The sequence below is a fragment of the Streptomyces sp. NPDC030893 genome, from assembly GCF_055571535.1.
In genome coordinates this window covers 69,598-95,265 of record NZ_JBVIFC010000017.1, presented here as the reverse complement: position 1 = coordinate 95,265, position 25,668 = coordinate 69,598, and the positions used below count along the sequence as shown (strand labels likewise).

21 protein-coding genes and 1 pseudogene are annotated in these 25,668 nt (G+C 71.0%); 12 read left to right on the top strand and 10 right to left on the bottom strand.

Annotated elements, in window-relative coordinates; translation table 11 throughout:
• The first annotated feature begins 33 nt into the window (after nt 1-33).
• Nucleotides 34-972, top strand: a complete 939-nt coding sequence (locus ACZ434_RS27220; RefSeq protein WP_468460312.1) for a LysR family transcriptional regulator — start codon at nt 34-36, stop codon at nt 970-972.
• A gap of 311 nt (nt 973-1,283) precedes the next feature.
• Nucleotides 1,284-4,580 carry a tetratricopeptide repeat protein gene (locus ACZ434_RS27215; protein ID WP_468460310.1) on the top strand — a complete coding sequence of 1,099 codons (3,297 nt, stop codon included), beginning with the start codon at nt 1,284-1,286 and terminating at the stop codon, nt 4,578-4,580.
• 109 nt (nt 4,581-4,689) lie between these two features.
• On the opposite strand, the gene ACZ434_RS27210 is transcribed toward ACZ434_RS27215, so the two are convergent.
• Both ACZ434_RS27210 and ACZ434_RS27205 read right to left on the bottom strand, forming a co-directional pair.
• Complete coding sequence (locus tag ACZ434_RS27210) at nt 4,690-5,460, bottom strand: hypothetical protein (protein ID WP_468460308.1); 771 nt, start codon at nt 5,458-5,460, stop codon at nt 4,690-4,692.
• 4 nt (nt 5,461-5,464) lie between these two features.
• The gene (locus tag ACZ434_RS27205) at nt 5,465-6,244 is read right to left on the bottom strand and encodes a hypothetical protein (protein ID WP_468460306.1); all 780 of its coding nucleotides are present in this window, start codon (nt 6,242-6,244) and stop codon (nt 5,465-5,467) included.
• A gap of 417 nt (nt 6,245-6,661) precedes the next feature.
• Between ACZ434_RS27205 and ACZ434_RS27200 the strand changes: the two genes are divergently transcribed.
• The gene (locus ACZ434_RS27200) at nt 6,662-7,642 is read left to right on the top strand and encodes a TIGR03557 family F420-dependent LLM class oxidoreductase (RefSeq protein WP_468460305.1); all 981 of its coding nucleotides are present in this window, start codon (nt 6,662-6,664) and stop codon (nt 7,640-7,642) included.
• A gap of 345 nt (nt 7,643-7,987) precedes the next feature.
• Here ACZ434_RS27200 and ACZ434_RS27195 read toward each other — a convergent pair whose 3' ends face one another.
• Nucleotides 7,988-8,875, bottom strand: a complete 888-nt coding sequence (locus ACZ434_RS27195) for an alpha/beta fold hydrolase (RefSeq protein ID WP_468460303.1) — start codon at nt 8,873-8,875, stop codon at nt 7,988-7,990.
• A gap of 119 nt (nt 8,876-8,994) precedes the next feature.
• Between ACZ434_RS27195 and ACZ434_RS27190 the strand changes: the two genes are divergently transcribed.
• The gene (locus tag ACZ434_RS27190; protein ID WP_468460301.1) at nt 8,995-10,938 is read left to right on the top strand and encodes an AfsR/SARP family transcriptional regulator; all 1,944 of its coding nucleotides are present in this window, start codon (nt 8,995-8,997) and stop codon (nt 10,936-10,938) included.
• A gap of 137 nt (nt 10,939-11,075) precedes the next feature.
• On the opposite strand, the gene ACZ434_RS27185 is transcribed toward ACZ434_RS27190, so the two are convergent.
• Both ACZ434_RS27185 and ACZ434_RS27180 read right to left on the bottom strand, forming a co-directional pair.
• Nucleotides 11,076-11,210: a hypothetical protein gene (locus tag ACZ434_RS27185; RefSeq protein WP_468460299.1), complete on the bottom strand. Its 135-nt coding sequence runs from the start codon at nt 11,208-11,210 to the stop codon at nt 11,076-11,078.
• 332 nt (nt 11,211-11,542) lie between these two features.
• On the bottom strand, nt 11,543-12,178 hold the full coding sequence (locus tag ACZ434_RS27180) for a TetR/AcrR family transcriptional regulator (protein WP_468460298.1): 636 nt from the start codon (nt 12,176-12,178) through the stop codon (nt 11,543-11,545).
• Nucleotides 12,179-12,268: 90 nt separating this feature from the next.
• Here ACZ434_RS27180 and ACZ434_RS27175 point away from each other — a divergent pair, with 90 nt between their 5' ends.
• Nucleotides 12,269-13,711, top strand: a complete 1,443-nt coding sequence (locus ACZ434_RS27175; RefSeq protein WP_468460296.1) for an amidase — start codon at nt 12,269-12,271, stop codon at nt 13,709-13,711.
• A gap of 273 nt (nt 13,712-13,984) precedes the next feature.
• Here ACZ434_RS27175 and ACZ434_RS27170 read toward each other — a convergent pair whose 3' ends face one another.
• Complete coding sequence (locus ACZ434_RS27170; protein ID WP_468460294.1) at nt 13,985-14,581, bottom strand: TetR/AcrR family transcriptional regulator; 597 nt, start codon at nt 14,579-14,581, stop codon at nt 13,985-13,987.
• 152 nt (nt 14,582-14,733) lie between these two features.
• Between ACZ434_RS27170 and ACZ434_RS27165 the strand changes: the two genes are divergently transcribed.
• On the top strand, nt 14,734-17,277 hold the full coding sequence (locus ACZ434_RS27165; protein ID WP_468460292.1) for an MMPL family transporter: 2,544 nt from the start codon (nt 14,734-14,736) through the stop codon (nt 17,275-17,277).
• 321 nt (nt 17,278-17,598) lie between these two features.
• On the opposite strand, the gene ACZ434_RS27160 is transcribed toward ACZ434_RS27165, so the two are convergent.
• The gene (locus tag ACZ434_RS27160) at nt 17,599-18,006 is read right to left on the bottom strand and encodes an arsenate reductase ArsC (protein ID WP_468460290.1); all 408 of its coding nucleotides are present in this window, start codon (nt 18,004-18,006) and stop codon (nt 17,599-17,601) included.
• A 154-nt stretch (nt 18,007-18,160) separates the two neighbouring features.
• Here ACZ434_RS27160 and ACZ434_RS27155 point away from each other — a divergent pair, with 154 nt between their 5' ends.
• The 5 genes from ACZ434_RS27155 (at nt 18,161) to ACZ434_RS27135 (ending at nt 22,452) form a co-directional block, all read left to right on the top strand.
• Nucleotides 18,161-18,469: an ArsR/SmtB family transcription factor gene (locus tag ACZ434_RS27155; RefSeq protein WP_468460288.1), complete on the top strand. Its 309-nt coding sequence runs from the start codon at nt 18,161-18,163 to the stop codon at nt 18,467-18,469.
• Nucleotides 18,466-19,584, top strand: coding sequence for an ACR3 family arsenite efflux transporter (gene arsB / locus ACZ434_RS27150; protein WP_468460287.1), 1,119 nt, complete (start codon nt 18,466-18,468; stop codon nt 19,582-19,584). The genes ACZ434_RS27155 and arsB overlap by 4 nt, the downstream gene beginning before the upstream one ends.
• A 118-nt stretch (nt 19,585-19,702) precedes the next feature.
• A complete protein-coding gene (locus ACZ434_RS27145; RefSeq protein ID WP_468460285.1) occupies nt 19,703-20,272 on the top strand; it encodes an SMI1/KNR4 family protein in 570 nt (189 codons plus the stop codon).
• Between the two features lie 253 nt (nt 20,273-20,525).
• A complete protein-coding gene (locus tag ACZ434_RS27140) occupies nt 20,526-21,026 on the top strand; it encodes a ricin-type beta-trefoil lectin domain protein (protein WP_468460283.1) in 501 nt (166 codons plus the stop codon).
• Nucleotides 21,027-21,282: 256 nt separating this feature from the next.
• Complete coding sequence (locus ACZ434_RS27135) at nt 21,283-22,452, top strand: tyrosine-type recombinase/integrase (RefSeq protein ID WP_468460281.1); 1,170 nt, start codon at nt 21,283-21,285, stop codon at nt 22,450-22,452.
• Between the two features lie 46 nt (nt 22,453-22,498).
• Here ACZ434_RS27135 and ACZ434_RS27130 read toward each other — a convergent pair.
• The 3 genes and pseudogenes from ACZ434_RS27130 to ACZ434_RS27120 form a co-directional block, all read right to left on the bottom strand.
• Nucleotides 22,499-22,624 (bottom strand): annotated as a pseudogene (locus ACZ434_RS27130) (hypothetical protein); the annotation flags it as partial.
• Between the two features lie 93 nt (nt 22,625-22,717).
• Nucleotides 22,718-23,389: an enoyl-CoA hydratase-related protein gene (locus tag ACZ434_RS27125; protein ID WP_468460279.1), complete on the bottom strand. Its 672-nt coding sequence runs from the start codon at nt 23,387-23,389 to the stop codon at nt 22,718-22,720.
• Between the two features lie 50 nt (nt 23,390-23,439).
• Nucleotides 23,440-24,057, bottom strand: a complete 618-nt coding sequence (locus ACZ434_RS27120) for a TetR/AcrR family transcriptional regulator (protein ID WP_468460277.1) — start codon at nt 24,055-24,057, stop codon at nt 23,440-23,442.
• A gap of 458 nt (nt 24,058-24,515) precedes the next feature.
• On the opposite strand from ACZ434_RS27120, the gene ACZ434_RS27115 reads away from it, so the two are divergent.
• On the top strand, nt 24,516-25,649 hold the full coding sequence (locus ACZ434_RS27115; protein ID WP_468460275.1) for a hypothetical protein: 1,134 nt from the start codon (nt 24,516-24,518) through the stop codon (nt 25,647-25,649).
• The last annotated feature ends 19 nt before the right edge of the window (nt 25,650-25,668 follow it).

Genomic DNA, 25,668 nt, shown 5'->3' with positions numbered 1-25,668 from the left:
GCACCTCGCATACCTGCCGGTCATACTGCCGTCATGGATCTGACGGTGTGGCGGGTATTCGTGACCGTGTGCCGGCTCGGGTCGCTGTCGGCGGCGGCAGCCGAGTCCCATCACACGCAGTCGGCCGTCTCCCGGCAGATCGCCGGGCTGGAGCAGCAGCTCGGCGTGCCTCTGCTGGAGCGGCATGCCCGTGGCGTGCGCCCCACTCCGGCCGGTGAGGTGTTCCGGCGCCACGCCCTGGCCACGCTCAACGAGGCGGACCGCGCCGTTCGCGCTGTACGAGACGTTCGCGACGGGGTGGGCGACCGGCCGCTGGCCATCGGCGCGACACCGTCCCTCGCCGCGGGTTTCGTCCCGGAGGCCGTCCGAGGCTTGCTGGAGCGGACCGGATCCCTCCGGTGGAGCCTGCTGCCCGGTCTGAGCGCACAACTGCACAGCCGCGTGGTCGCCGGCGACCTCGACGTCGCCGTCGTCACCGACGCTCCGCCGGGGCTGGCCGTCGACCCGCGCGTCGGCCGGCGGTTCCTCGGGCTGGACGAGATGGTCGTCGTACTGCCGGCCGGTCATCCGCAGGCCGGGCGCGGGCCGGTGCCCGTCGAGGCGCTGGCCGACCAGACCTGGGTCGAGGACAACGACGGCTCGGCGGCGCTCCTGCACCAGCACGCCGCCCGCGCCGGAGTCGGCGTCCGCATCGACCTCACCGCGGCCGATCTGCCCGGCAAGCTGGCCCTGGTCGCCACCGGTCACGCCATCGCGCTGATCCCCGGAGTGCTGACGCGCGCGCTGCGGGCCGACGTCACCACAGTCGGCCTCGTGGATCCCCCGACCCGCGGGATCTACGCGATCACACCGCGCCGCGACGCCCACCCCCGCGCAGCGACCCTGCTCGAACTGCTCGCCACCGCCTTCGTGTCCATCCGCTCGGCCCGCGCTGCTCACCGGTACGACACCGACCCGCCACCGCGACCGTAGGAGCACCTGCTCGCCCGGCGAGGACGTCACCCGGCTCTCCCCGCTCAAGGACCGGGGCCGGTCCGGACCGGTACCCATTCGTGTGGAACAGCCGTCAACGCCGGCCAAGGCGTCGGCGGGAGCGCACCGGCCACCGAACCCGCGGCGCGGCACCTCCGGTGTCGGTCAACCGGCTGCCTCCTCCCTCACCTGGCTGACAGACCGGGGCCCGGACCTGGAGACTGATGCCCTGCCTCTGGTGAGGCGTCGGACGTCGGTGGCAGGTGTGGCCGGTCCCGGGAGCGGGGCGGGCGAGTTGCGGGGGTGGCTGGTTGTCGGGGTCGGGTGCGCGGGGCGGCCTGTCGCGAGGGGCGCTGATCCGGCAGCGGGCGAAGGCCCGGTTCGTGGGGCGGCGTGCGCAGTTGGCGCTGTTCACGGAGAACCTGTCGAAGGACCCCTTGTCCGAGGAGGCTCCGGCCGAGTTCCTCTTCCACGTGCGCGGCGTGGGCGGGGTGGGCAAGTCCACGCTGCTGCGCCAGTGGCAGGAGGCGGCCAGACGGGCGGACGCGGTGACGGCGGTGGTGGACGAGAACGACGTCCACGGGGTACGGCAGGCCCTGGTCGAGCTGACCCGGCAGCTGGCGGAGCAGACGGGACCGTGCAAGGAGTTCGACAAGGCGGTCGAGCAGTTCAGCCGGGAGCAGACCGAGCCGATGCCCGTGGAGGGCGAGGCGTCGGTGTCGAGCCGGGTCGTGGCGCAGGCCGCACTGGGAGCGGCGTCGCTGATCCCGGGGGCCGGCGTCGTCACGGCGATGGCGAACCCGGACACCGCCGCCCAGGGGCTGGACCGGCTTCGGTCGGTGTCGCGGTCCCGTGCGGGGCGGCGCGGCGGCCGGGGTGACGAGGCGGGGCTCAGCCGTGCCTTCGTGGCCGAGCTGGAGCGGCTGTGCCGCCGGCGGCCGTGGGTGGTGCTGTTCTTCGACACGTGGGAGCAGAGCGCGCAGTACCTGGACGGGTGGCTGCTGAGCCTGCTGGACGAGGAGTTCGGACCGGTCCCGGCCAACGTCATCATCGTACTGGCGGGCCGGGACGAGCTGGCGGAGCGGGAGTGGGCGCCGCTGCGGGACCAGGTCGCCGACGTACCGCTGGAGGTCTTCACCGAGTCGGAGACGCGTTCGCTGCTCACGTCGCGGGGGGTGTCCGATCCCGCGGTGGTGGAAGCGGTGCTGCAGCTGTCGATGGGGCTGCCCCTGCTCGTGGAGCTCCTCGCCCTGGCCCGCCCCCGCACGGCCGACGAGGTCGACGCGGGCGGCGACCTCGCCGACGTGGCCGTCGAACGCTTCGTACAGTGGATCACCACCCCCGAGCAGCGCGCGGCCGTACGGGCGTGTGCGCTGCCGCTGCAGCTGAACGAGGACGTCTTCGCCGCCGCGGCCGGGCCCGGGGCGGCGGCGTTGTGGGAGTGGCTGTGCGGGCAGCCGTTCGTCAGCGGCCGCGGCGACTTCAAGCACTACCACGCGGTGGTCCGCGCCAGCATGGTCCGCCAGGAACGCACCCACTCCCCCCGGGGCTGGGAGTCGGCGCATCTGCGGCTGGCCGGCACGCATGCCGACTGGCGTGCCGCGGTCGAGGAGCGGCTGCCCGAGGCGAAGCGGTGGAAGGACCCCGACTGGCGCCGGCACCGTCTGGACGAGACGTACCACCGGCTGTGCGCGCACCCGGGAACGCATCTGACCCCCGCTCTCGAACAGGTGGTCCATGCCGCGGGCGAGGACACCGCCGTCCTACGGCAGTGGATCGAGGCCCTGGAACAGGCCGCACGGGACACCACCGACCCGGCCCTGCTCGACTGGTCCGAACGCCTTCGGGGCGCTCTCGCCGACGACGAGCCCGGGCTCACCTGCCTCGGTGTCCTGCTCTCCCACGGCCGGCTGAGCGCCGGGACGAAGAGCTGGGCCCACACCTACCGCGGCATCCGCCTCTACCTCTGCGACCGGGAGGAAGAGGCGCTCGCCGAGTTCGACCGCGCCCTCGCGTGCGACGCCCGTAACGCCCGTGCCTGGGCCCGCCGCGGGGAGACCCACCGCTGGCTCGGCCACTACGACCTGGCCGTCGACGACTTCACCGCCGCCCTCGCACTCGACCCCGCCGACGCCTGGGCGCTCGCGTCCCGCGGCCAGGCGCACCTGCAGACGGAACGGTACGAGCAGGCCTTCGCCGACCTCACCGCCGCGCTCGAACTCGACCCCGCCCTGGCCTGGGCCCTGGGCCAGCGCGGCCAGGCACACCTCCAGGTGGACCAGTACGACGAGGCCTTCGCCGACCTCACCGCCGCACTGGAACTCCGCCCCGCGGACGCCTGGACGCTCGGCACCCGCGGCTGGGCGTACTACCGGGCCGGCCGCTACGACGAGGCCATCGCCGACTTCACCGCCGCCCTCGAACTCGAGCCCACCGACGCCGGAGTCCTCAGCTTCCGCGGCCGCGCACACCACCAGGCCGGCCGCTACGACCAGGCCGTCGCCGACCTGACCGCCGCCCTCGCCCTCGACCCCACCGACCCCTGGACGCTCACCTCCCGCGGCCAGACCCACCGCCGAACCGGCCGCCACGAGCAGGCCGTCGCCGACTTCACCGCCGCCCTCGCCCTCGACCCCGCCTACGCCTGGGCCCTCACCTCCCGCGGCCAGACGCACCAGGAGACCGACCACCACGACGAGGCCATCGCCGACTTCACCGCCGCGCTCGCACTCGACCCCACCAACACGTGGACGCTCACCTCCCGCGGCCAGACCCACCGCCGAACCGGCCGCTACGACCAGGCCGTCGCCGACCTCGACGCCGCGCTCGCCCTCGACCCCCGCTACGCCTGGGCCCTCGGCACCCGGGGAGAGATGCACCTGCACATGGGCCGCTACTCCCGGGCGATCGCCGACCTGACCGCCGCACTCGCACTCGACCCCACCTACGCCTGGGCCCTCAGCCAGCGCGGGGAGGCGTACCGCCAGACCGACCGTTACGACGAGGCGATCGCCGACCTGACCGCCGCACTGGAGATCGACCCCACCTACGCCTGGGCCCTCGGCGCCCGGGGAGAGACACACCACCAGGCCGGCCGCTACGACCAGGCCGTCGCCGATCTGACCGCCGCCCTCGAACTCGACCCCGCCTCCATCTGGGCCCTCGGCATCCGCGGCAGGGTTCACCGCCAGGCCGGCCACTTCGAGAAGGCTCGCACGGACCTCGAGCGGGCGGTGCGCATGGCTCCCGATGACCTCTCCTGCAGATTCGAGAAGCTCATGCTCGACACCGTGGAGGGCAGGCCCGAAGCGTGCGCGGAACAGTGGCTTCAGCTGCTCACCTCGCCCATGGACCCCGCGACGGAAGTCGGCACCAAGTTCCTGGACCTCTTCCACGCCCTGCTCGTCGCACCGGAGAACCGTGTGGCGCAGGCGGCCGAGGAGCTGCTCGCCGCCCGGCCGGAACCGAGCAGCTCGACAGAACTGCTGAGCTATCTGGCCGAGCTGGCTGCGGTAGGAGACGGGGCAGGCGGGGTGGCCGGGGTGGACGGGGTGGCCGAGCGTGCGCGGCTGTGCCGTGACCTGATCGTCGCGGAGACGGTGAGCTGAGCAGCGCCCGGTGCTTGAGCGGCCCGCAGGGGCGAACGCGTGACCCGGCCCCGTCGGCTCGCCGTCCCGGGAAGGCGTGCGCGCCCGCACCGCCGCATCGCACGGCTGGTCAGAACGGGCGCGGGTCGCCGATCCGGTAAGAGACCCTGTTGCGGCACTGCCGGGCGAGGCGGGTGTTGCCGTAGAAGCGGGCCTGGTCCCGGACGGCGACCGGTACCCAGGAGAAGGGAAACTCGGCAAGGTCGGCGTTGTACTCGATGCCGACCTGGTAGGGCGAGTGGAACCTCATGGGGCTGGAGTTCGGGTCGGCCGCCCACAGGGTGCCGAAGTCGAACAGACCGGAGCCGTGGAAGTAGTACCAGTCGCCGTCGAGGCCGGGTTCGATCGCGCCGCCGGTCAGGTGGTTGCCTTCCCAGCCGTACTTGTACTGCCAGTGGTGCCACGCCTCGTGGACCATGACGGCGGCCCGGTTCGCCGGGTCGTCCGAGGGACCGCCCACGTGGAAGACCGGGCACCGGAAATTGGTGCGGTCCCGGGCCAGGACACGGCCGGTCTCGGCCTGGGCCTCGAGGCCGTCACGGTTGAGGAAGCGTGTGTAGAAGGGGCCGTGGTACCTGCTGCTGCCGGCGCGCGCCGCGGCCAGGTAGTCGGCGCGGGCGTGCCATTGCGGGATGTACTCGTCGCGCAGCGCGTAGGCCAGCAGATAGACCGAGTTGACCATCTTTCCGTAGGGCAGGATGCTGCTCCACGCGTCCAGCCGGCCCGCGCCGTTCCAGGAGTCGTCGTCGAGGGCGAAGGCGTCGTCGGCCCACGAGTAGAACTCCGGCCACTGCGAGGGCGCCGGGATGAGGCGACGTACCGCCAGTTCGGTGAGGGTCATGCCGTCACGGCACATCGCCGTCTCCCTCCGCCCGATCGAGGGGTTGGGGCAGCTCCACGGCGGAGCCGAACTCCTCCTGGTGGCGCGCGACCGCACGGTCGAAGACCGCCGCGTCGAACTCCCCGGTGCCGTGGTCGGCGGCCCGTCGGGGCAGGCCCACCGCCCACTGGTCCTCTTCCCGGGCCAGCGCACGGAGCCGGTCGAGTTCGCCGGGGTCGTCGTCGACGGCGTACGCGCAGGCGCCCAGAGTGGCCACCCGGACCTGCTGACCGGGGTGGTCGGTGAGGACGCGTCGGATGGCGTCGGAGTGATGGTGGCGGAGCACCCAGACGAGCATCTCGGCGGCCCGGCTCTGCAGGGTGCCCGTGGCGGCGAACATGCAGCCGGGGCCGGTGGCCGGGGTTGCCCACACCTCCTCGTCGTCGAGCCAGAGGAAGCGCTCGAGAGGCTCGGCGGAGGACGGCTCGCGCAGTTCGCCGGTGAGGGAGAGCAGCAGCAGGTGCCGGCCGAAGTCGCGGACCGGCAGCTCGAAGAGGGACTCGTGAAGCAGTGCGGCCACCACATCGCGGTGGTCGAAGCCGGCGATCGTGTCGATGATCAGTTGCCGCTCACCGGTCGGGGTGGTGGCCACCGCGCGGACCAGCAGGTCCAGCTCATGGCGGTCGCTTGGAGGCGGCAGCGGCAGGGTGGGCGATGCGAGGTCCTCGCCGGGTGGGGAGGGATCGTCGGGCGAGCGGAAGCGCAACGCGGGAGCGTCGACGAGGGGCCGTTCTCTGTGATCCATGACGCCTCCGTCGGGTAGGCGCGCAGCGGTGTCGCGGTTTCGGCAACAGGCAACAGGCAACAGAGCAGGCCGCGCACCACTTCCAGCGTCTCTCCTGTCCCCGTCGATCGCATCCTCGACATCGGCCGAGGTCAGCGGCGGTGAGGGAACCCGACATCCTCTTCGCGGTCCCGTGGACCGGCCGGCGGCCCGGGCCCGGGCCCGGGCCCGGGCCGCCGGGGCGCCGGGGCGCTGCTGCTCCGTGCCGCGTACCGAGGCGGGCGCCGTTCAGGTGACAACGCGGCCGGGCGCAGCCCGCCTCCTCACCGCCCTCCCTCCGGCCTGCCAGGGTGCATCGGGTTCATCGAGCCCACTGGGCCCGTCGAGCCATCGGGCCCGGGACAGAGGCCGGCTACCGGAAAGAAGAAGGGGCGGCAGATGGAAATCGGCTACAAGTTGGCCTCCGAAGCCTTCGGGCCGGACGAGCTGATCCGGCAGGCCATCGCGGCAGAGGCCGCTGGCTTCGACTTCGTGGAGATGAGCGACCACTTCCATCCGTGGCTGGACGTCCAGGGCCACTCGTGCTTCACCTGGACCGTGCTGGGCGCCATCGCGGCCAGGACCGAACGCATCCAGCTGGTCACCGGCGTGACCTGCCCGACCATCCGCTACCACCCGGCGATCATCGCCCAGGCGGCGGCGACGCTCGCGCTGGTCTCGGGCGGGCGCTTCGTGCTCGGTGTGGGCTCCGGCGAGCGGCTCAACGAACACGTCGTCGGCCTCGGATTCCCCGACTCCGTCCACGTACGGCACGAGATGCTGCGCGAGGCGCTGGACATCATCCGCCTGCTGTGGCAAGGCGGTTACCGCTCCTACGAGGGCAAGCACCTGCGGCTCGAGGACGCCCGCGTCTTCGACCTCCCGCCCGAGCTGCCGAAGATCGCCGTGGCCGCCAGCGGCCGTAACTCGGCACGCATCGCCGCGGAACTCGGCGACTGCCTGTTCGTCAACGAACAGAAGCCGGAGATCCTGCGCCACTACCGGGACGCCGGCGGCACCGGCCCCGGATACGCCGAGGTCCCCCTGGCCTGGGCCCCGGACGAGCGGAGCGGTGCCCAAGCCGCGCTGGAGACCTCCCGGTGGGCGCTGACCGGATGGAAGGTCATGAGCGAGCTGCCCAACCCGGTCAACTTCGACGCCGCGACGACCACGGTCCGCGAGGAGGACATGCTGGCCAAGTTCGCCTGCGGCCCCGACCTGAACCGCCATCTGCAGGTCGCCCAGGAGTTCGTGGACGCCGGTTACGACCGCCTGGTCATGCAGAACGCGGGCCCCGACCCCGACGGCTTCCTGGACTTCTACCAGCGCGAACTCGACACCCCCCTCCGCCGCCTGACTCCCGGCACCACGACCTCCTGAGCGACACTGCCGGGCGGTGGGGTGGCGCGGGCACCGTCCGTCCCGGGTCTCCCACCGCAACGAGACCGCCGATCGAGAATGAGACCGCTGACCGAGCGGGTCCGTGTGCTTCGACGAAGTACCGGGGCGGCGGCTCAGTCCTTCTGCTGCCCGAGGAGTCAGCGGCACTCGCGCGTCGGCCGGCGCCGCTGGTCCCTGCCACCGGAGGTGTGCCGCACCGCTGCGGCGATCTCCCTCACGCGGTCCCGGGTGATTCCCGTGCGTTGTTCGACGGCGAGGGGGTGGTCGGTGGCCGAGGCCCGACCGACGAGTCGGGACCGGGCGGGCTCGGCGGGCTCAGCGGGCTCAGCGGGCCAGCAGCCCCCGGATCGCCGCCGTGATCTCGTCGGGTGCCTCTTCGGCCATGAAGTGTCCGGCCCGGGTCAGCCGGTGGTCCAGGTCCGGGGCCCACGCCTTCCACACCGCGGCGGCGTCGTAACCGAGTTGCGCGCCCCAGTCCTGCTGGACGACCGTCACGGGCATGGCCAGTTGTGACCCGGCGTCCAGGTCCGCCTGGTCGTGCCGGATGTCGATGTCCGCCGAGGCCCGGTAGTCCGCGACGATCGACGTCACCGCGGCGGCGCTCGCGCGCAGGTACTCGGCACGCACCTCCTCGGGCATCGCGGCCGGGTCGCCGGCCCAGGCGTCGAGGAACGAGCCGAAGAACGCGTCCGCACTGCCCGAGATCATCGCCTCCGGCAGTCCCGGCGGCTGTGCCATCAGGAAGAGGTGGTAGCCGACCGCCGCCGAGACGCCGTGCAGCACGTTCCACGTGTCGAGCGTCGGCACGATGTCGAGGATGCCGAGGTGCGTGATGGTCTCCGGGTGGTCGAGGCCGGCCCGGAAGGCGACGAGGGCGCCCCGGTCGTGGCCGACCAGGGCGAAGCGCTCGTGGCCGAGCGCCGCCGCCAGGTTCACGACGTCGGCGGCCATGGTGCGCTTGGCGTACACCTCGGGGCCGGTCGCCGCCGGCTTGTCGCTGGCGCCGTAGCCGCGCAGGTCGGGGCAGATCACGGTGTGCTCGTCGGCGAGCCGCTCGGCGACGTGCCGCCACATCAGGTGGGTCTGGGGGAAGCCGTGCAGCAGCACGACCGGGCTGCCGCCGCAATTGCCGCCGACGGCCGCGGCCAGCTCCACCCCGTCCGCGGCACCGGGCAGACGGACATGATCGAAGCCGGGAAGGGTGAGCGTCATGAGGGACCACCTTTTCGGGGTCGAGGTCAGGGACGTGATGCGATCAGCTTGGGCGACGGCGATCAGCAGCCGATCAGTACGGTTGGCCGCGGTCGGTCCCCGGCACGGAGGATGAGGGCATGCGAATCGACGTGCTCGGTGCGGTACGGGCCCTCCGCGACGACGGCAGCCCGGTCGACCTGGGCGGACCCCGCCATCGTGAGGTGCTCGCCCGGCTCGTCGCCGCCGAGGGACGGATGGTCACCACCGACACCCTCGTCGATGACCTGTGGACCGATCCGCCGGTACGCGCCGTGGGTGCTCTGCGTACGTTCGTCGCCGCGCTGCGCCGCGCCCTCGAACCCGACCGGCCGCCCCGCGATCCGCCGCGCGTCATCGTCACCGAGGGCCCCGGCTACGCGCTGCGCCTGCCGCGCGACGACGTGGACGTCCACCGGTTCCAGGACACCCTGGCCCGCGCCCGCCGCGACCCCGGCGCGGTGGCCGACCTCGGCGTGGCGCTCGCGGCCTGGCGCGGACCCGCCTACGCCGACGTCACCGGCTCCGCATGGGCGCAGCGCGAACGGACCCGGCTGGAGGAACTGAGGCTGGAGGGCGTGGAACTGCGCGCCCGCATCCTCCTCGACTCCGGCGAAGGCGCCGCCCTCGTCGCCGAACTGGGCGCCCATGTCGCCGAACACCCGTGGCGCGAGCCGGCCTGGGAGCTGCTGGCCCGCGCGCTGTACCGGGCGGGCCGCCAGGCCGACGCGCTGGCCACCCTCCGCCGCGCCCGCGCGATGCTCGTCGACCAGCTCGGACTCGACCCCGGCCCCGGCCTTCAGCGCCTGGAGACGGACATCCTCAACGGGTCAGCGCCGCCCGAAGGGGCCCGTACCGCGTGGTCAGGCCAGGGTGTCCGCCGGCTAGGCCCGCGCACCACCGTGGATCTGGCCCGTACCCTCGCCCTGGCGGGTGGCGACGCCCTCGTCCACTCCCGGCGCGACCGCCTCGCCGCCATCCGCGCGGCGGAGCGTACGGGAGACCTCTCCCTGACCGCCCGGATCATCGGCGCCTACGACGTGCCCGCCCTCTGGAGCCGGGCCGACGACCCCGAGCAGTCCCGTGCCGTCGTCGCGGCTGCCGAGCGCACGCTCACCGGGCTCGGCCCGGACGGCCCCGCCGATCTGCGGGCCCGCCTCCTGGCCACGGTCGCCGTCGAGAGCCGCAGCGCCGACCTGTCCGGGCCCGAGCTGAAGCGGGCGCGGCAGGCGGCGCGTGAGGCCGAGGAGCTGGCACGGCGCCTGGCCGATCCCGCCCTGCTGGTCCTCGCCCTCAACGGGGTGTTCCTGCAGTCCTTCGCCCGCCCCGGGCTCGCGGCGGCACGGGACAGGACCGGCGCCGAGATCCTCGACCTCGCCACCCGGCACGACCTGCCGAACTTCGCCGTACTCGGCCGGCTCGTCCGCCTGCAATCCGCCTCGGCCCTCGGCGACCTCGACGCCGCCGCCTCGCACGCTGACGCCGCCGACCGGCTCGCCGCCACCACCGAGGCGCCCCTCGTCCCCGTCCTCACCGGGTGGTTCCGGGCCCGGGCCACGGCCGCCCGCAGCACCGAACCCGGCGGACCGACCGCCGCCACGGCCGCGGCGCACTACCGCGCCGCCGAGGACGCCCTCCGTCCGGCCGGGATGCCGGGGCTGCACCGGGGCCTGTTCCCGCTCGCCCTGCTGGGACTGCGCCTGCTGCACGACCGGCCCGCACCCACCGACCCGCACCTCGACTGGGGTCCGTACGAGCCCTGGGCGCGACCCCTCGTACTGCTCGCCCAGAACCGGGGCGAGGAGGCCCGTACCGCCCTGGCCGCGCTGCCCGAACCACCGCGTGACCACATGCAGGAGGCCATGTGGTGCCTGACCGCCCGCGCCGCCGTACGCCTCGGCGAGCGCGGAACCGCCGCGCACGCGGCGGCTGCCCTGCGCGACGCCCGTGCGGAACACGCGGGCGCGGCCGGCGGAATGCTGACCCTGGGCCCGGTGGCGCGCTACCTGGCAGAGGCGGAGGCATGCGCCGCAGCAGCGGAGTAGGCGACCACGGCGCGGACGTGACGGGTACGGCCGCGGCTCGGCCTGCGGTCGTGGCGGGTGCGGGTCCCTCGCGATCACGGTCGAGGTCACGGTGGCTGCCCGGCCTCCCTGTCATACGGCCACGGCGACGGCCGCGATCACGCCGACAGCGACTTGAGCTGAACGGCGAAGCCCAGCCTCGTGGCGCCGGTCTTGTTCCGCAGCCAGCCCGCCTCGTCTCCGGAGAGGGTGAAGTGGTCCACCACCCCGTCCAGACCCAGATCCCGCCCCACTGCCCAGCTCCTTCCGCACGCCCCCGTGATCGCCTGTCGGGCTGGACGGTAAGGGCTCTGGTGTACGGCTGGCGCGGGTATCAGCGAAGTGCCCGGGAGGGGCGGGGTGACCTGGTACAGCTACCGGCTCTGCCGCAAGACGGCGTCCACGTCGTCGGTGCAGCGAAGACCGGCGCAGCCTGACCGCGCTGTTCTGGTCGAACGTCAACCTGTACGGGACGTTCCGCCTCGACAGGGACAAGCGACACGACCTGGTGCCTGTGGCAGCTCCCCTGCCCTGGCAATTCGGTGCAGCCGACACGGCACGCGCGAGGCGATGAGTGCCCTGAGTGTCAGATGGTCTTTCGGAGGCGGGTGGTGCCGAGGCGTTCCCAGAGGCCGGCCAGATGCGTGTGCAGGACTTCCTCGGCTTCCTCTTCGGTCAAGTGGCCTATGAGTACGTGGGTGGTGAGGCCGTCGGCGAGGGCGAGCAGAGTGCAAGCCTCGTGCTGCGGGTTAGGTGGCGTAGCGCCTTCGTCGGCCGAGCCGCTGTCGGTGGCCTCTGTGATGAGGCGGGCGAGGAGGCTCTGGAGCGCCGCGTAGCTGGTTCTCAGCGGACCGGCGAGTGGCTCGCTGACAGCGGCCTGAGCGATGAACGCGAGCCAGATCCGTGCTTCGGCGCGGTGTTCTTCGCGGAGCAGGGCGATCTCGTTGGCCGCGTGGCCCAGGGCGGTGGCGGCCGACTGGGCCGGGCTTGCGGCCAGGCGGGTCCTCACACGTTCGGTGATGCGTTCGCCGACGTGGTCGACGGCGAAGAGGAGCATCTCCCCCTTGCTGCGGAAACATCGCTGAACGGCGCCCAGTGAGACCTGCGCGCGGGCGGCGACGTCGCGCATGCTTACGCCCTCCGGTCCGTGTTCGTCGGCGAGGAGGCAGACGGCCTCGGCGATCCGGCGACGTCGGCTTTCGTAGTCCACCTGTTTGGGCATGCGCGGTCAGCCTCCTTATTTCGATACGATCGTATCGCTTCCAGGTTAGGGTTCGGCCACAAGTACTTCGGCATGTGGATGGGAAGCGCGATGATCAGGCAGGACGCCCTGTGGGCAATGACGGCCGCCGCCCAGGCGGAGGCGGTCCGAGGTGGGGAGATGTCGGCCCTCGAACTGGTCGACAGTCACCTGGAACGCATTGCCGAGGTCAACCCGCAGCTCAATGCGGTCACGCAGTTGATGGCCGAGCGAGCCCGTGAGGCGGCGGCGCAGACGGACCGGCGGCGAGCAGCGGGCGAAGAACTCGGGCGGCTGGCCGGCGTGCCGTTCACGGTGAAGGAGACCACCGCTGTCGAGGGCGTGCCGACCACACTCGGAACGGCACGCTTCCGCGACCTGGTGGCTCCGGCCGACGCACCCCCGGTGGCCCGGCTCCGCGCGGCGGGAGCCATACCGATCGGCCACAGCAACATGCCCACTCTCGTCGTGGCCGGGATGCACACCCGCAGCGAGTTGTTCGGCGACACCGTCAACCCGTGGAACCGGAGCCGGACCCCGGGCGGCAGCAGCGGCGGTGACGGAGTGGCCGTCGCCACCGGCATGGCCGCACTCGGACTCGGCAACGATTCCGGCGGATCAGTCCGGATCCCAGCCTCGTTCTGCGGCGTGACGGGGCTGAAGCCGACCACCGGGCGGTTCCCCGCCGACCACCGCGTCCTCGGCCCGGACGACCCGGGACCAGCCTCACAGATGCTGGTCACCGACGGGCCCCTGGCCCGTACGGTCGCCGACCTGCGGCTGGCATACGAGGCGCTGGCCGGGACCGACCCTCGGGACCCGCGGGCCGTACCCGTGCCCCTCTACGGCGAACCGCTGCCGGGGCCGGTCAAGGTCGCGGTCGTCGCCGACCCCGGAGGCCACGGCGTCCACCCCACGGTCCGCGGGGCCGTCACAGCGGCAGCGGACGCGTTGCGCGACGCCGGGTACGACGTACGGGAGATGGCGGACGTTCCGCGGCTGGACGAGGCACTTGAGGCATACGGCCGGATCACCGTGACCGAATTCGCGCCGACCTGGCCGGTGGTGCGGAAACTGCTCGGCGAAGGCGGAGACCGCTACATCCAGATGGCCATGGAGAAGACTCCGCCTGCGAACGCCGCAGAGCTCACGGAGCTGATGGGGACCTGGCTCGGCATCCGCCGCTCGTGGGCAGAGTTCCTCGACGAATACCCGCTGCTGCTCGGCCCGGTGTTCACCGAGCCGCCCGTCGTGCCGGGACTGGAGTCACGCGATGAAGCGGGGCGGGAACGGGTCGCCCAGGGCATGCGCCTGTGCACGGTGACCAGCTTCGTGGGCGTACCCTCGGTCGCCGTACCGACCGGACTCGGCGACGGACTGCCATCCGGCGTACAGATCATCGGGCGCGCGTTCCGGGAAGACCTGTGCCTGGCCGCTGCCCAGGAGATCGAGGACCGCCTCGGCGTGCTCACGCCGATCAGCCCTCGCCCCGAATCCCCGGCTGCCGCACGGTAGGCGGAGCTACCACAGAGGGCAAAGAGACGGCCAGAGGTCAACGAGCGGCGCGGAGGAGGCAGCATCCGTGCCGCGCCGCTCACTGGCCCCTCCCCGGTCGAAGTGTCGGCAAACGACCGTTTGTGAGAGTGGAGTTCGTTCGTGCAGCCCATGGCTTTAGCTCGCATGTGAGCCACCAGCGGTCTGCGTTACGGTCCGGGGCGGCTCAAGATCGGGCTCGTTCTGCCGGAGCTTCGCTATCGACGGGCCTGCGAGCAGCCCGGGCGGGGTGCGTCACGGGTGATGCGGCAAGTCGTCGTCCGCGAGCAGTCGACGCGTCGCTCCCGCCGCGAAGTCGGACACGGTCGTCAGATCGTCGCCCTGGTCGATTCTGCGGATGCATGCATCGACAACTGCCTGAACCACCGCCACGGTCAGCTCGGGCTGTGGCTGCCCCAGTTCGCGCACGACCCGGGCGAGCGCCTCGTGTAGCGAAATGTGCAGATTCCTCACCCGCTCCCGCGCCGGCGGGGAGAGCGAGTCGCGCGAGAGCGCGGCCAGCCAGCCGTGGGTGCCGCGAGCCGCCTGTTCGAGGTTGGCCCTGACGTAGGCGGCAGCCTGGGCGGCGGGCGTGATCTCGCTCGCGATGGCCTGCTCCACTGCGTCGATCCAGGCGGGGAATTCGCGGGTGACGACGAGTTCGAGCAGGTCGTCGATGGAGTTGAAGTAGCGATAGATGCTGTTGCGGGCGATCCCGGCTCGCGCGGCAACGGCTCCGGCTGTGAGGGCTTCGGCGCCGCCCTCTTCCAGGATCTCCTCGGCCGCGTCGATCAGCTGCGCGAGCCGCTGGGCCCGGTGCTCCCGGACGCTGCCGGCTTCGATCTTGGGCATTTTCTCCGCTTCACCTCGGACGCTGTGCCGTCTCCCGCCAACCTACCCCCACGCCCGGGAGGCCGAGCGAGCATGTTAGCTTGCACGACTTAGAGACACCCTGTCGCTAAGTTCTGTCCGTGCTTCCTGCCGAAGGCTGCCCGATGCAACCGATGAACTCCCCCTCTCTGCTCCGATGTCTCCTGGGATCGAAAAAGCGCGCCGCCGTGGTGGTGGCCTTCTGGGTCCTGATCGCGGGCCTCCTCGCCGGGGTCGCCCCGGCCCTGGAATCCGTCGAGGACAACGCGTCCGCCAACCTGCCGCCCGCCGCCTCGGACTCGATGAAGGCCCGTGATCTCGTCCGCGCCCAGCTTCCGGGCCAGGACACGACGCCGGCGATCATCGTGGTCCGCGGCAAGGGCACCGACGCCGCGGCGAGCACCACACAGGCGGTCGCCGCCATCACCTCGGCCCTTTCCGGAACCAGCCGACCCGACCATGTCGTGAGCGTGGTCTCCACGGTGACCGCTCCCGACGCCGCGGCCGAGCTGGTCTCGCAGGACCGCGGTGCCCAGCTGGTCATCGTGCCCATGAAGGGAAGCCCCTCGGACGAGTCCTTCCAGAACGCGGTCGACGAGGTGCGTGCCCTCGCGTCCGACCGGGCCGGGCCCACCGACGTCGCAGTGACCGGCCCCGCCGGGATCGCCACCGACACCGTGAAGGTCTTCAGCGGCGGTGACAAAGTCCTGCTGCTGGCCACCATCGTGCTCGTCCTGATCATCCTGCTGGCGATCTACCGCTCGCCCCTGATGGCGCTCGTGCCGCTTCTTGCCGTGGGCGTGGCTATGCGCGTGGCGGAGACTCTCGGCGCGATTCTCGCGGACGCCGGAGTCATCACGGTCAGCTCCCAGACCGCCTCGATCATGACCGTGCTGCTGTTCGGGGTGGGCACGGACTACGCGCTGATCATCACCGCCCGCTACCGCGAGACCCTGCTCGACGAGCCAGACCGCGCCCGCGCGATGCAGGCCGCCGTGCGCAGCACCGCCGAGTCCGTCCTCGCCAGTGCCTCAACCATCGTGCTCGCCATGTTCGCCCTGCTCGTGGCCGTCTCCCCGGCACTTCACGGCTTCGGACCGTACCTCGCCCTGGGCGTGGCCGTCATGGCGCTGGTGGCGTTCACCTTCATCCCCGCCCTGGTCCTCCTGCTGGGCAGGGGCGTCTTCTGGCCCGGGGGCGTGGACAAGGCCGCCGAACGCAGTCGCGGCGCAGGCATCTGGCACCGCATCGCCGCCCTGGTCGCACGGGCCCCCGTCAAGGTGGCCTCGGCCGTGATCGCACTCCTGGTGGTGCTGAGCGCGGGACTGCTCGGCTACCAGGAGAGTTTCAACACCCTCAGCGGCTTCCGCGCCGCCACCGAGTCGGAGCACGGGCAGCACCTCATCCAGGAGGAATTCGGGCCCGGCGAGATCGCCCCCAGTACCGTCGTCGTCCTCTCCCAGGACAACCTGCGCTCCGGCCCCGAACCCGCCGACATCGCCACCGCGCTCACCGACGCCGATCACGTCAGCCGTGTCGCAGACCCCCGCATCGGCAAGGACGGCAAGACCGTCTTCTACGAGGTCGTCCTCGACCTCGACCCCTACAGCTCCGAGGCACTCGATGCGATCGGTCCCCTCAAGCAGGCCACACAATCCGCAGCCCAGGCCGCCGGAGTGCAGGACGCAACGGTGCTCATCGGCGGCGAGACCGCGCAGAACGCCGACATCCGCTCCGCCCTCGACCGCGACACGACCTTCATCGTGCTCCTGGTCCTGGCCATCGTCACCGCGGTCCTCGTCCTGCTGCTCCGCTCGCTCCTTGCCCCGCTCTACCTGGTCGCGACCCTGATCCTGTCGTTCCTGGCCGCCCTGGGCGCCACCACCTTCTTCACCGTGACCGTCCTCGGTGACGACGGCATCGGCAACCGCGTCACCGCGTACATCTTCGTCTTCCTCGTCGCGCTCGGCGTCGACTACAACATCTTCATCATGAGCCGGTTCAAGCAGGAACTGCGCACCCAGCCCCCGGCGAAGGCGATCACCGCCGCCCTGACACGCACCGGCGGCGTCATCTCCTCCGCGGGCCTCATCCTCGCGGCGACCTTCGCCGTCCTGATGACCCAGCCGATCCGCGAACTGTTCCAGTTCGGTTTCGCCATGGCCTTCGGCATCCTGCTGGACACCTTCCTCATCCGCCCGCTCCTGGTCCCCGCCATCGTCCGCCTGCTCGGCGACCGCGCCCTGTGGCCCGCACGCCCAGGCACCCCGCAGACGCCTTCCACGCCCACCTCCGCACCGCCTTCCGCCGACGTGCCGGCCGCACGGGCCACCGAGACCGGCTCCAGCCGTCTGCTGCGCGCGTTCACCTGGATCGCGGTCATCGAAGCGTGCACATGGGCAGGTCTGCTGGCCGGGATGTATCTCAAGTACGTTCCCGAAACCACCGAACTCGGCGTACGGATCTTCGGCACCCTCCACGGTGCCGCCTTCATCGTCTACGTGTCCCTGACCGTCCTGGTCGCGATCCGGCTGAAGTGGCGGCTGGGCCGGACCACGATCTTCGCCCTGCTGGCCGCCGTACCCCCGTTCATGACTGTCGCGTTCGAAATCTGGGCCCGCCGCACAGGCAGGCTCCCTCAGCCGACCGCGGCCCCGAGCCCGACTCCAGCCCTGTAACCGCACCCTGCAGAGGGACTCGATCGGACACGCGGTGCACATCATCGCCATCGCCGTGCGGGCCTCGGCCGGGCGGGACAGCCACCGACATCACGCCAACAACCGAGAGAAGACAGAAAAGCAGCGTCCAGACCTCGATCAGGTCCTCCGGCTCCCACTCCTGCCGCACCCCGCGCTCCCTCCGGTCGTCACGACCGGACCAACCTCACCGAGCAAGGCCCCCGACGAGCCCGGAAGACCAAAAACACTGACAAACACATCCCAAATCCGCTACAGAGAGCTACTTGTCACTTCGCCGTAGCTTCGGGAGAACAGGGCCTTCTACGGGATCTCGACGATGTCGGTGATCAGCGCCTCGACCAGCGTCCTGATCTCGTCGCGGATCGGGCGCACGGCCTCCACGCCCTGCCCGGCCGGGTCCTCCAGCTTCCAGTCCAGGTAGCGCTTGCCGGGGAAGACGGGGCAGGTGTCACCGCAGCCCATCGTGATGCACACGTCGGATGCGCGGACCGCGTCGACGGTGAGGATCTTCGGCGTCTCCCTGGAGATGTCGATGCCGACCTCGGCCATCGCGGCGACGGCGGCCGGATTGACCCGGTCGCCGGGGTCGGAGCCGGCGGAACGGACCTCGACGCGGTCTCCGGCCAGGTGGGTCAGCCACGCGGCGGCCATCTGGGAACGGCCGGCGTTGTGAACGCAGACGAACAGGACGGACGGCTTGTCGGCCATGATGATCGTTCTCTCTCGTCTCTCGTCTCTCGATCTCGTCTTCGGTCTTTCGTCGCACGGCGGAACCCGGCGAACTGCGGCCGCCGCCCATCACTTCGGCTCCCGCTTCAGCCCCCGCCGATATCAGCGAGCGGTGATGTGAAAGTATCAGCACATGCTGACTTCAGTCGATCCTGATGTGATCCGGGCGCTGAGCGACCCGCTCCGCCTGAAGATCGTGACCCTGCTCGCGCGCGAGACGCTCTGCACGACGCACCTGGTCGAGGAGACCGGAGCCAAGCAGACCAACCTGTCCAACCACATGAAGGTGCTGCGTGAGGCCGGGGTGGTGGAGACCGAGCCCTGCGGCCGCTTCACCTATTACAAGCTCAGGCCCGAGGTCCTGGCCGGCCTGTCCGAGCAGTTCGCGGAACTCGCCGCCGCCGCCCGTACCGCCGCCGGGAACAAGCGGGCCTGCCCATGACCTCCACCGAGCCCACCACCCCCCGTACACAGGGCGCCGGCCCGGCCGGGGACGCCTCGATCGTCCGGAAGCTCTCCACCCTCGACCGCTACCTCGCGGTGTGGATCCTGCTCGCCATGGCCGTCGGCCTGGCCCTGGGCCGCCTGGTCCCGGGCATGAACGACGCGCTCGCGAGGATCGAGATCGGCGGGATCTCCCTGCCGATCGCGCTCGGCCTGCTGGTGATGATGTACCCGGTCCTGGCCAAGGTCCGCTACGACCGGCTCGACCGCGTGACCGGCGACCGCAAACTGCTGGTCTCCTCGCTGGTCATCAACTGGATCGTCGGCCCGGCGGTGATGTTCGCCCTGGCGTGGATCTTCCTTCCGGACCTGCCCGAGTACCGCACCGGCCTGATCATCGTCGGGCTGGCCCGCTGCATCGCCATGGTCATCATCTGGAACGACCTCGCCTGCGGCGACCGCGAGGCCGCGGCCGTCCTCGTCGCCCTCAACTCGGTGTTCCAGGTCCTGGCCTTCGGCCTGCTGGGCTGGTTCTACCTCGACCTGCTGCCACGCCGGCTGCACCTCGGCGACGGCCAGGGCCTGGACGTCTCCGTGTGGCACATCGCGCTCAACGTCGTCGTCTTCCTCGGCATCCCGCTGCTGGCCGGCTTCCTGACCCGCCGTATCGGCGAGCGGAGGCTGGGCCGTACCGGCTACGAGCAGAAGTTCCTGCCGAGGATCGGCCCATGGGCGCTGTACGGGCTGCTGTTCACGATCGTCATCCTCTTCGCCCTGCAGGGCCGGACCATCACCTCGCAGCCGCTGGACGTCGCCCGGATCGCGCTGCCGCTGCTGGTCTACTTCGCGGTCATGTTCTTCGGCACCTTCCTCCTCGGCAAGGGCCTGGGCCTGGCCTACGACCGCACCGTGACGCTCGCCTTCACGGCGGCGGGCAACAACTTCGAGCTGGCCATCGCCGTCGCCATCGCCACCTTCGGCGTCACCTCCGGCCAGGCCCTCTCCGGCGTCGTCGGCCCGCTCATCGAGGTACCGGTCCTGATCGGCCTCGTCCACGTCGCCCTGGCCTGGCGCAGAAAGTTCACCACCGACGCGGTGACCACCACCCGGTGACACGACACACGCACGCCGCAGCACTGGACCGTGTATGCGTGTATGCGTGCTCACGCGGCGAAATTCGCCGCCGAAGCGACGCGACCGCACAGGGCTTCTACGCAGGGAGTAGTCAGGAATGAGCGTGGTGGAGAGCTGGTCCCGCGTGATGAGTCTCCTTCGGGAGCACGCCCCGGCCGACCACGCGGATCTGCCCGGGCCGGCCACGGAACAGATGCTCGCGGCCGCCGAGGAACGGATGGGCATCCCGCTTCACCGGGAACTGCGGGCCTGGCTGTCGCAGAACAACCTCGATCTCCCTGAGGAAGATATGGACGACGAGGTGGCCTGCTGCGGTTTCGCCGGTTTTCCGGACGAGGGAAGCTTCTTTCTGGGCATCCGGACGCTGGAGAAGCTCTATGCGAACCACTCCCTGCCCGGTGGAATCAACCCTCCGGACCAGCCGGACAATCCGTTCTGGCGCAATGAGTGGATCCCCTTCCTGTCGGACCAGGACGGCTGGACAGGAAGGTTCATCGACGTGCGGGACGGCCGTATCGGTAGGTGGTTCGTGGGTGAGATCACGACCACGGGCGAGTACGCGTCACTGGCTCACTATTTCGACTCCGTGGCAGAAATGCTGACGAACATCGCCGCCGGAAACCATCCGACCTGCTCGGTCACCGAAGGCCGGCTCGTCTGGTCGTGAAACCAGATCAACGTAAGACCGGACCGCGGCCAAACCCCCGCGCGCCGCTCAAACACGCCTTGGCGCGCCCCATTCACTACTCATGCGACGAATGCCCGGTACGAGTGGTGTTCCCCGGCATGTCTGGTTACCGGCCCGCCGCCTCTGCCAACGTCGTCGGTGAGCGGGAAGCCCCCCGGACCACTGTCACATCGGGGCAACATACGGCGCGCAGACGGCGCTCCGCAGCCCGCCACGTATGAGGAGAAGCTGCATGAAGCACACCGCCGCCTGGGCCGCCGCCGCCATGCTGGCCGCAGCCCTGCTTACCGGGACCGGCCCGGCCCACGCCGACGCGCCCACGGGCATCGCTCCAGCCGCGGACACAGCCCACTCGTCCACGCGCCTGGCCGGCCGCTACTGCCTCGCGAACGACTGGGGCACTCCCAAGGTGTCCATGAAGCCGTGCAGCCCCTCCGACCCGGGACAGCAGTGGGTGGTCTCGGGGCATCAGATCGCCCTGGCCAACGCCCGCAACTACTGCCTGGCCAACACCTGGGGAACCCCAGCGGTCTCCACCAAGCCGTGCAACACCAACGACGAAGGGCAGTACTGGGACGTCTCAGGGCAGCAGATCTCCCTCAACTTCGCACCCGCGTACTGCCTGGCCAACGCTTGGGAAACGCCGAATGTCTCCACCAAGCCGTGCGACACCTCCGACCGGGGGCAGCACTGGGTGGTCTTCAACGACCAGATCAGCCTCGCGCTCGTCTGACGCGCTGTCGCCGTGCCCGAGCCGGCAGGTGGAACCCGTGTGAGCCGGGCCCCACGCACGTGCGTGGGGCCCGGCTCACGTCCGGGGCCGACCCGGCTCTCGGTCCCCCATCCTTCCTCACCCTCGTATAAATTCCCTTATACGAGGCTGGTTGTCTGAGAACGATTCTGACGGGGAGTGGCATGAACGGCGACGAGGCGGCGGAGACAGAGACGGAGACATACGGCACGAGCAGCGGCGGCGGATCGGTGACGTCATGACCACAGCCGACGAACTCGAGTCCACCGAGGTGGAGGTGGTCGAAGCCGAACTCGTCGACGACGCCGAACTCCTGCCGGCCGTCGCGCCGCCCCCGGCATCACCCGCCCCGCCGACGGTCGATCAGCACACCCTCCTCTACCCGGGCGAACCCCTGCCGACCGCGGCCGACGCCCCGCGCTACTCCCGGCGCGACTTCGAGGTGTCCGAGGAGACGGCGCGGCGCCTGGAGGAGGAGTCGGCGCCGGTCAACACGGGCCGCAACTACCGGAATCAGCGCAGGCTGTTCGCCGAGTGGTGCGAGGGAATGGGCCGGGTGGCGCGGCCGTGCACGACGGCGACGTACGTGGAGTACTGCGCGCACCTGATCGCCCGGGACATGAGCCCGAACACGGTCAGCACGTACCTGTCGGCCGTACGGACGTGGATGCCCGACGACAAGAAGCCGGGCACCGGCCAGGTGCGCGGCCTGCTGCGCGAGTACCGCAAGCAGTGGCTCAAGCGGAACCGGGTGCGGAAGGCACCGGCCATCACGGCCGCCATGACGCGGGCGATGGTGGACACCTGCGACCTGCGCCATCCGGTCGGGCTGCGCGACCGCTTCGTCCTGCTCGTGGGCCGCAAGGCCCTCAACCGGAGGATCGAGTTGGCCAACCTGACCGTCCAGGACCTGACCGTCGAGGACGGCGGTGTCGCCCAGTGGGTCGCCTACTCGAAGACCGACCAGGACGCCCACGGCGAGGAGACCTGGGTCCCCTCCGACGGCGACGGAGGGCCGTACGACCCGGTGCGGGCCACCCGGGAATGGCTCAACTGCCTGTACCGCCTGGGCGTTGACTCCGGCCCGGTCCTGCGGGCACTCACGGTCGCCGGCACCCTCCAGTCCCGGGCCGCCGCGACGGTCCGGGGCGACTTCGTCACGGGCGACGCCGTCAACGACTGGATCCGCGGCCGGGCCTACGCCGCCGGCCTGCCCAACTGGCAGGACATCACCGCGCACGGCCTGCGCCGCGGCGGCGCCCAGGAGATCGCGGACGCCGGCGGCGACCCGACGAAACAGGGCCGCTGGAAACCGGGCAGCGCCACGGTGAAGAAGGAGTACCTCGACCGTGCACAGAGCCGGGCGGACAACCCCTGGCACCAGGTGGCCCGGCGAGGGGCTGGATAAAGCGGAACGGCTGCATGAGACGCCGACCTGGTTGTAGGTGGCCGGCGGTGGCGGCGTGGTCCTTGTCGCCGCGGATCTTGGCGAGGCGGCGGCCGTCGGTCTGGATCTGGATGCCGCAGTTGTTCTCGCACAGGATGCACGCGCTCTTGTGCCAGGCGGTGTCGGTGGTCATCGGCCCTGTCTCCTCGTGCGGTAGGCAGCTGGAGCGGCCCGCGCCCCGGGGTGAGCCCGGGGCGTGGGGTGGTGCGGTCGGTGAGGTGCCGGCTCAGCCGAGCGGGTTGGTGGTGTCGCGCAGGGTGGCCAGGGCCGGGGCGTACATGCGGGCCTTGATGGTGCCCAGGGTGTCGCCGGCCTTGTTCACCTGTGCCTGGGCGATCTCGATCGCGGTGGATCGCACGGCTTCCTCGGCGACGGCCTGGTCGACGATGCCGGCGGCCGCGGCGTCGGCGCCGCCGTAGCGGTGGGCGGTGATCATGGCCGTGTGCGCGGTCTGCGGGGCCAGCCGGGACTGGATGAGGGCGGCCATGCCGGGGGTGAAGGGGATGTTGATGTCGGCTTCGGGAAGGCACCAGTAGCCGCGGTCGGCGCGCATCACACGGAAGTCGTGGGCGAGGGAGAACATCGCGCCGGCGGCGAAGGTGTGCCCCTGCAGCGCGGCGACCGTGATGACCGGCAGCGACAGCATCCGTGCGAACAGGTCGTGGACGGAGACGACATAGTCGTGGTACTGGTCGGCGTTGGCGAACAGCCAGTCCAGATCGAGGCCGTTGGAGTAGAACTTGCCGGTGGCGGCGGTGACCAGAGCACGGGGGCCTTCCGCCTTCTCCACCTCGTCGAGCGCCGCGCCGACGGCGGTGAGCCAGTCGGGGTGGAAGCGGTTCTCTCCGTCCCCGAGGTCGAGGACGAAGACGTTGTCGTGGCGGTCGAGCGAGGGCATAGCGACTCCTTCGTTACTGATCTGATCTGACGTGGGGCAAGGACTGCGGACTACGCCTTGGGTCCGGACCCGGATCCGGTGCCCGGGCGGTCGCGCAGGGCGTAGACGAGCAGATCGTGGATCTCGGCGGCGGCTGCCTCGATCGGGGCGGTGCTCTGCTCGGCCCGGCACATGATCACCGCGCCTTCGACCGCGGCGACGATGAAGGCGCCGAGCCGGCGGCTGCGCTCCTCGGTCAGGCCGTGCCGGACGAAGAGTCCTGCGAGGGCTTCCTGCCAGCGAGCGAAGAAGGCGGCGGCGGAACGGGCGAGCTGGGGTGCGTCGTCGTTGGTCTCGACGGCGACCGCCACGATCGGGCAACCGGCCCGGAAGTCGCTCTCCACGAGCCGGTCGCGCCAGAGCACGAAGAACGCATCGACGGCCGCCACCGGGTCGTCCGCCTGCATGGCCGCGTCGATCAGGCCCGCGATGAAGTCCCCCGCCAGTGCCACCGCCTCGTCGATGAGCTGCGCCCGCCCGCCGGGGAAGTGGTGATACACCGAGCCCCGCGGGGCTCCGCTGTGGGCGAGCACCCGATCGATGCTGGTCGCGCTCGCCCCGTACTCACGCAGCAGCGCAGCGGCGCTGAGGATCATCCGGTCACGGCTTTCACTCCTGCGCGGACTCACCTGCCCAGCACCTCCCGACGACGACGTGGCCTCCGCGGACGGATTGGCTACCTGCCGGTAACTTATGGGGTCTGTCATAGAACATGCAAGAGGAGTTGCAGCAGTCATTGAAGCCGGCTGAACCTGACAGAGAAGCTCAGGAGGCGGCGGATGCCGGTTGGGGGGCGATCGAGCCTGGCTGTCGCCCGGCCATCGCCGGGTTGGACCTTGCGAGGCTCCGTGCCCTTCAAAAGGTTCGTCCAGGCGTGCTGCGTCACCGGACAGCCGTACGCGACACCACGAGTCCGAGCTCGGTGAAGGGCGCGGCGACCTGCGCAAAAGGTCCCGGGTCCGATGCGGTCTGCCCCCGGCTTTGCCCTTGCGTACCTCCCGCGAACCGGCGGAGCCACTCACACTGGCCATTTGCGGTGATCGGCAGGCCAAGGCGGCAGGCCGACATGAGGGGAGTTGCGGGGAGCGTGCGCGCACAAGAGGAAGCGAAGCGGGAGCAGGCAGGTGTCGCAGCCCGCACCGCTCGCCGAGCAGTGGCCAGGGAGCAGGCCACCGGCCCGGGCGCTGCCCTGCTCACGCTCCAGCGGACAGCGGGAAACGCCGCGGTGGCCTCGCTCGTGGCCCGCGCCCGGACCCCGGCACCGGAGACCCCCGTCCAGCGAGCCGAGGACGACGTGAAGGAAAGTCTGGTCTTCACCGAGAGCGCGGGTCACGGCACCTTCCGGCAGAAGGGCAACAAGTTCGACTTCGAGCCCATGGTCGGTGTGCCGATGACGGACCTCTCCGGGAAGGACATCAAGGGCCGGCTCGGCGGCAGGCCCCGGCGTGCGGATCCCCTGCCCGGCCGCCCCCAGGCCGAACTGACCAACACCACCGGCATTCCGGGCATGGTGATGGAGTTCGACGGGTCGCCGCTCTCGTTCGCCCACCGCTCCTACAACGGCAACGCCGCCGCCCCGAACGGCCACACCCAGCCGAACGACCACCTCACCGTCGAGAACTCCCTGGGCACGGCCCTCGTCACCGCCAAGCAGGACCCCGAGAACATGTACTCGTTCCTCCAGGGCCGCATGGGCAGGAGGAAGCCCGACTTCAACGATGAGATGGGCTGGCACGGCTACGGAGAGATAGACAACCTCCACTTCCGCCCCGGCGCCACCGACCAGCGGCGCGCCAACGGCACCGCCGTCGAGGCGTCCGACGTGGACACGGACATCACCCTGCGCCAGTTCCTCGACTTCGTCGACCACATCGCCGCGCGGCTGGACATCGCCGAGTCCCTCCGCACCCAGCTCCGAGCGTCGGTCGAACAGGTCCAGGGCCGGATGGGCATCGCCGTCGAGCGTATGTACTTCAGCACCGCGGGCAGGCGCGACTTCGCCAAGTTCGTCGTCCTCGCACGGCAGTTGACGGGCCAGAACGTTCCCGGGGCCCTGGAGGGCCTCACCAAGAAGAAGGCCGAGCTGCCTTATGGCGGCAGTACGTGCGAGGAGGGCGAAGCCGACTTCAACCAGGCGGTCAACGAACTCATCGGCGGCGAGAAGCCCGGCCAGTACTGGCCGGAGATCGTGCGCTGGGCGACGAACCTCCAGCCCGCTTGACCGTCCCCCGAGGCTGCTG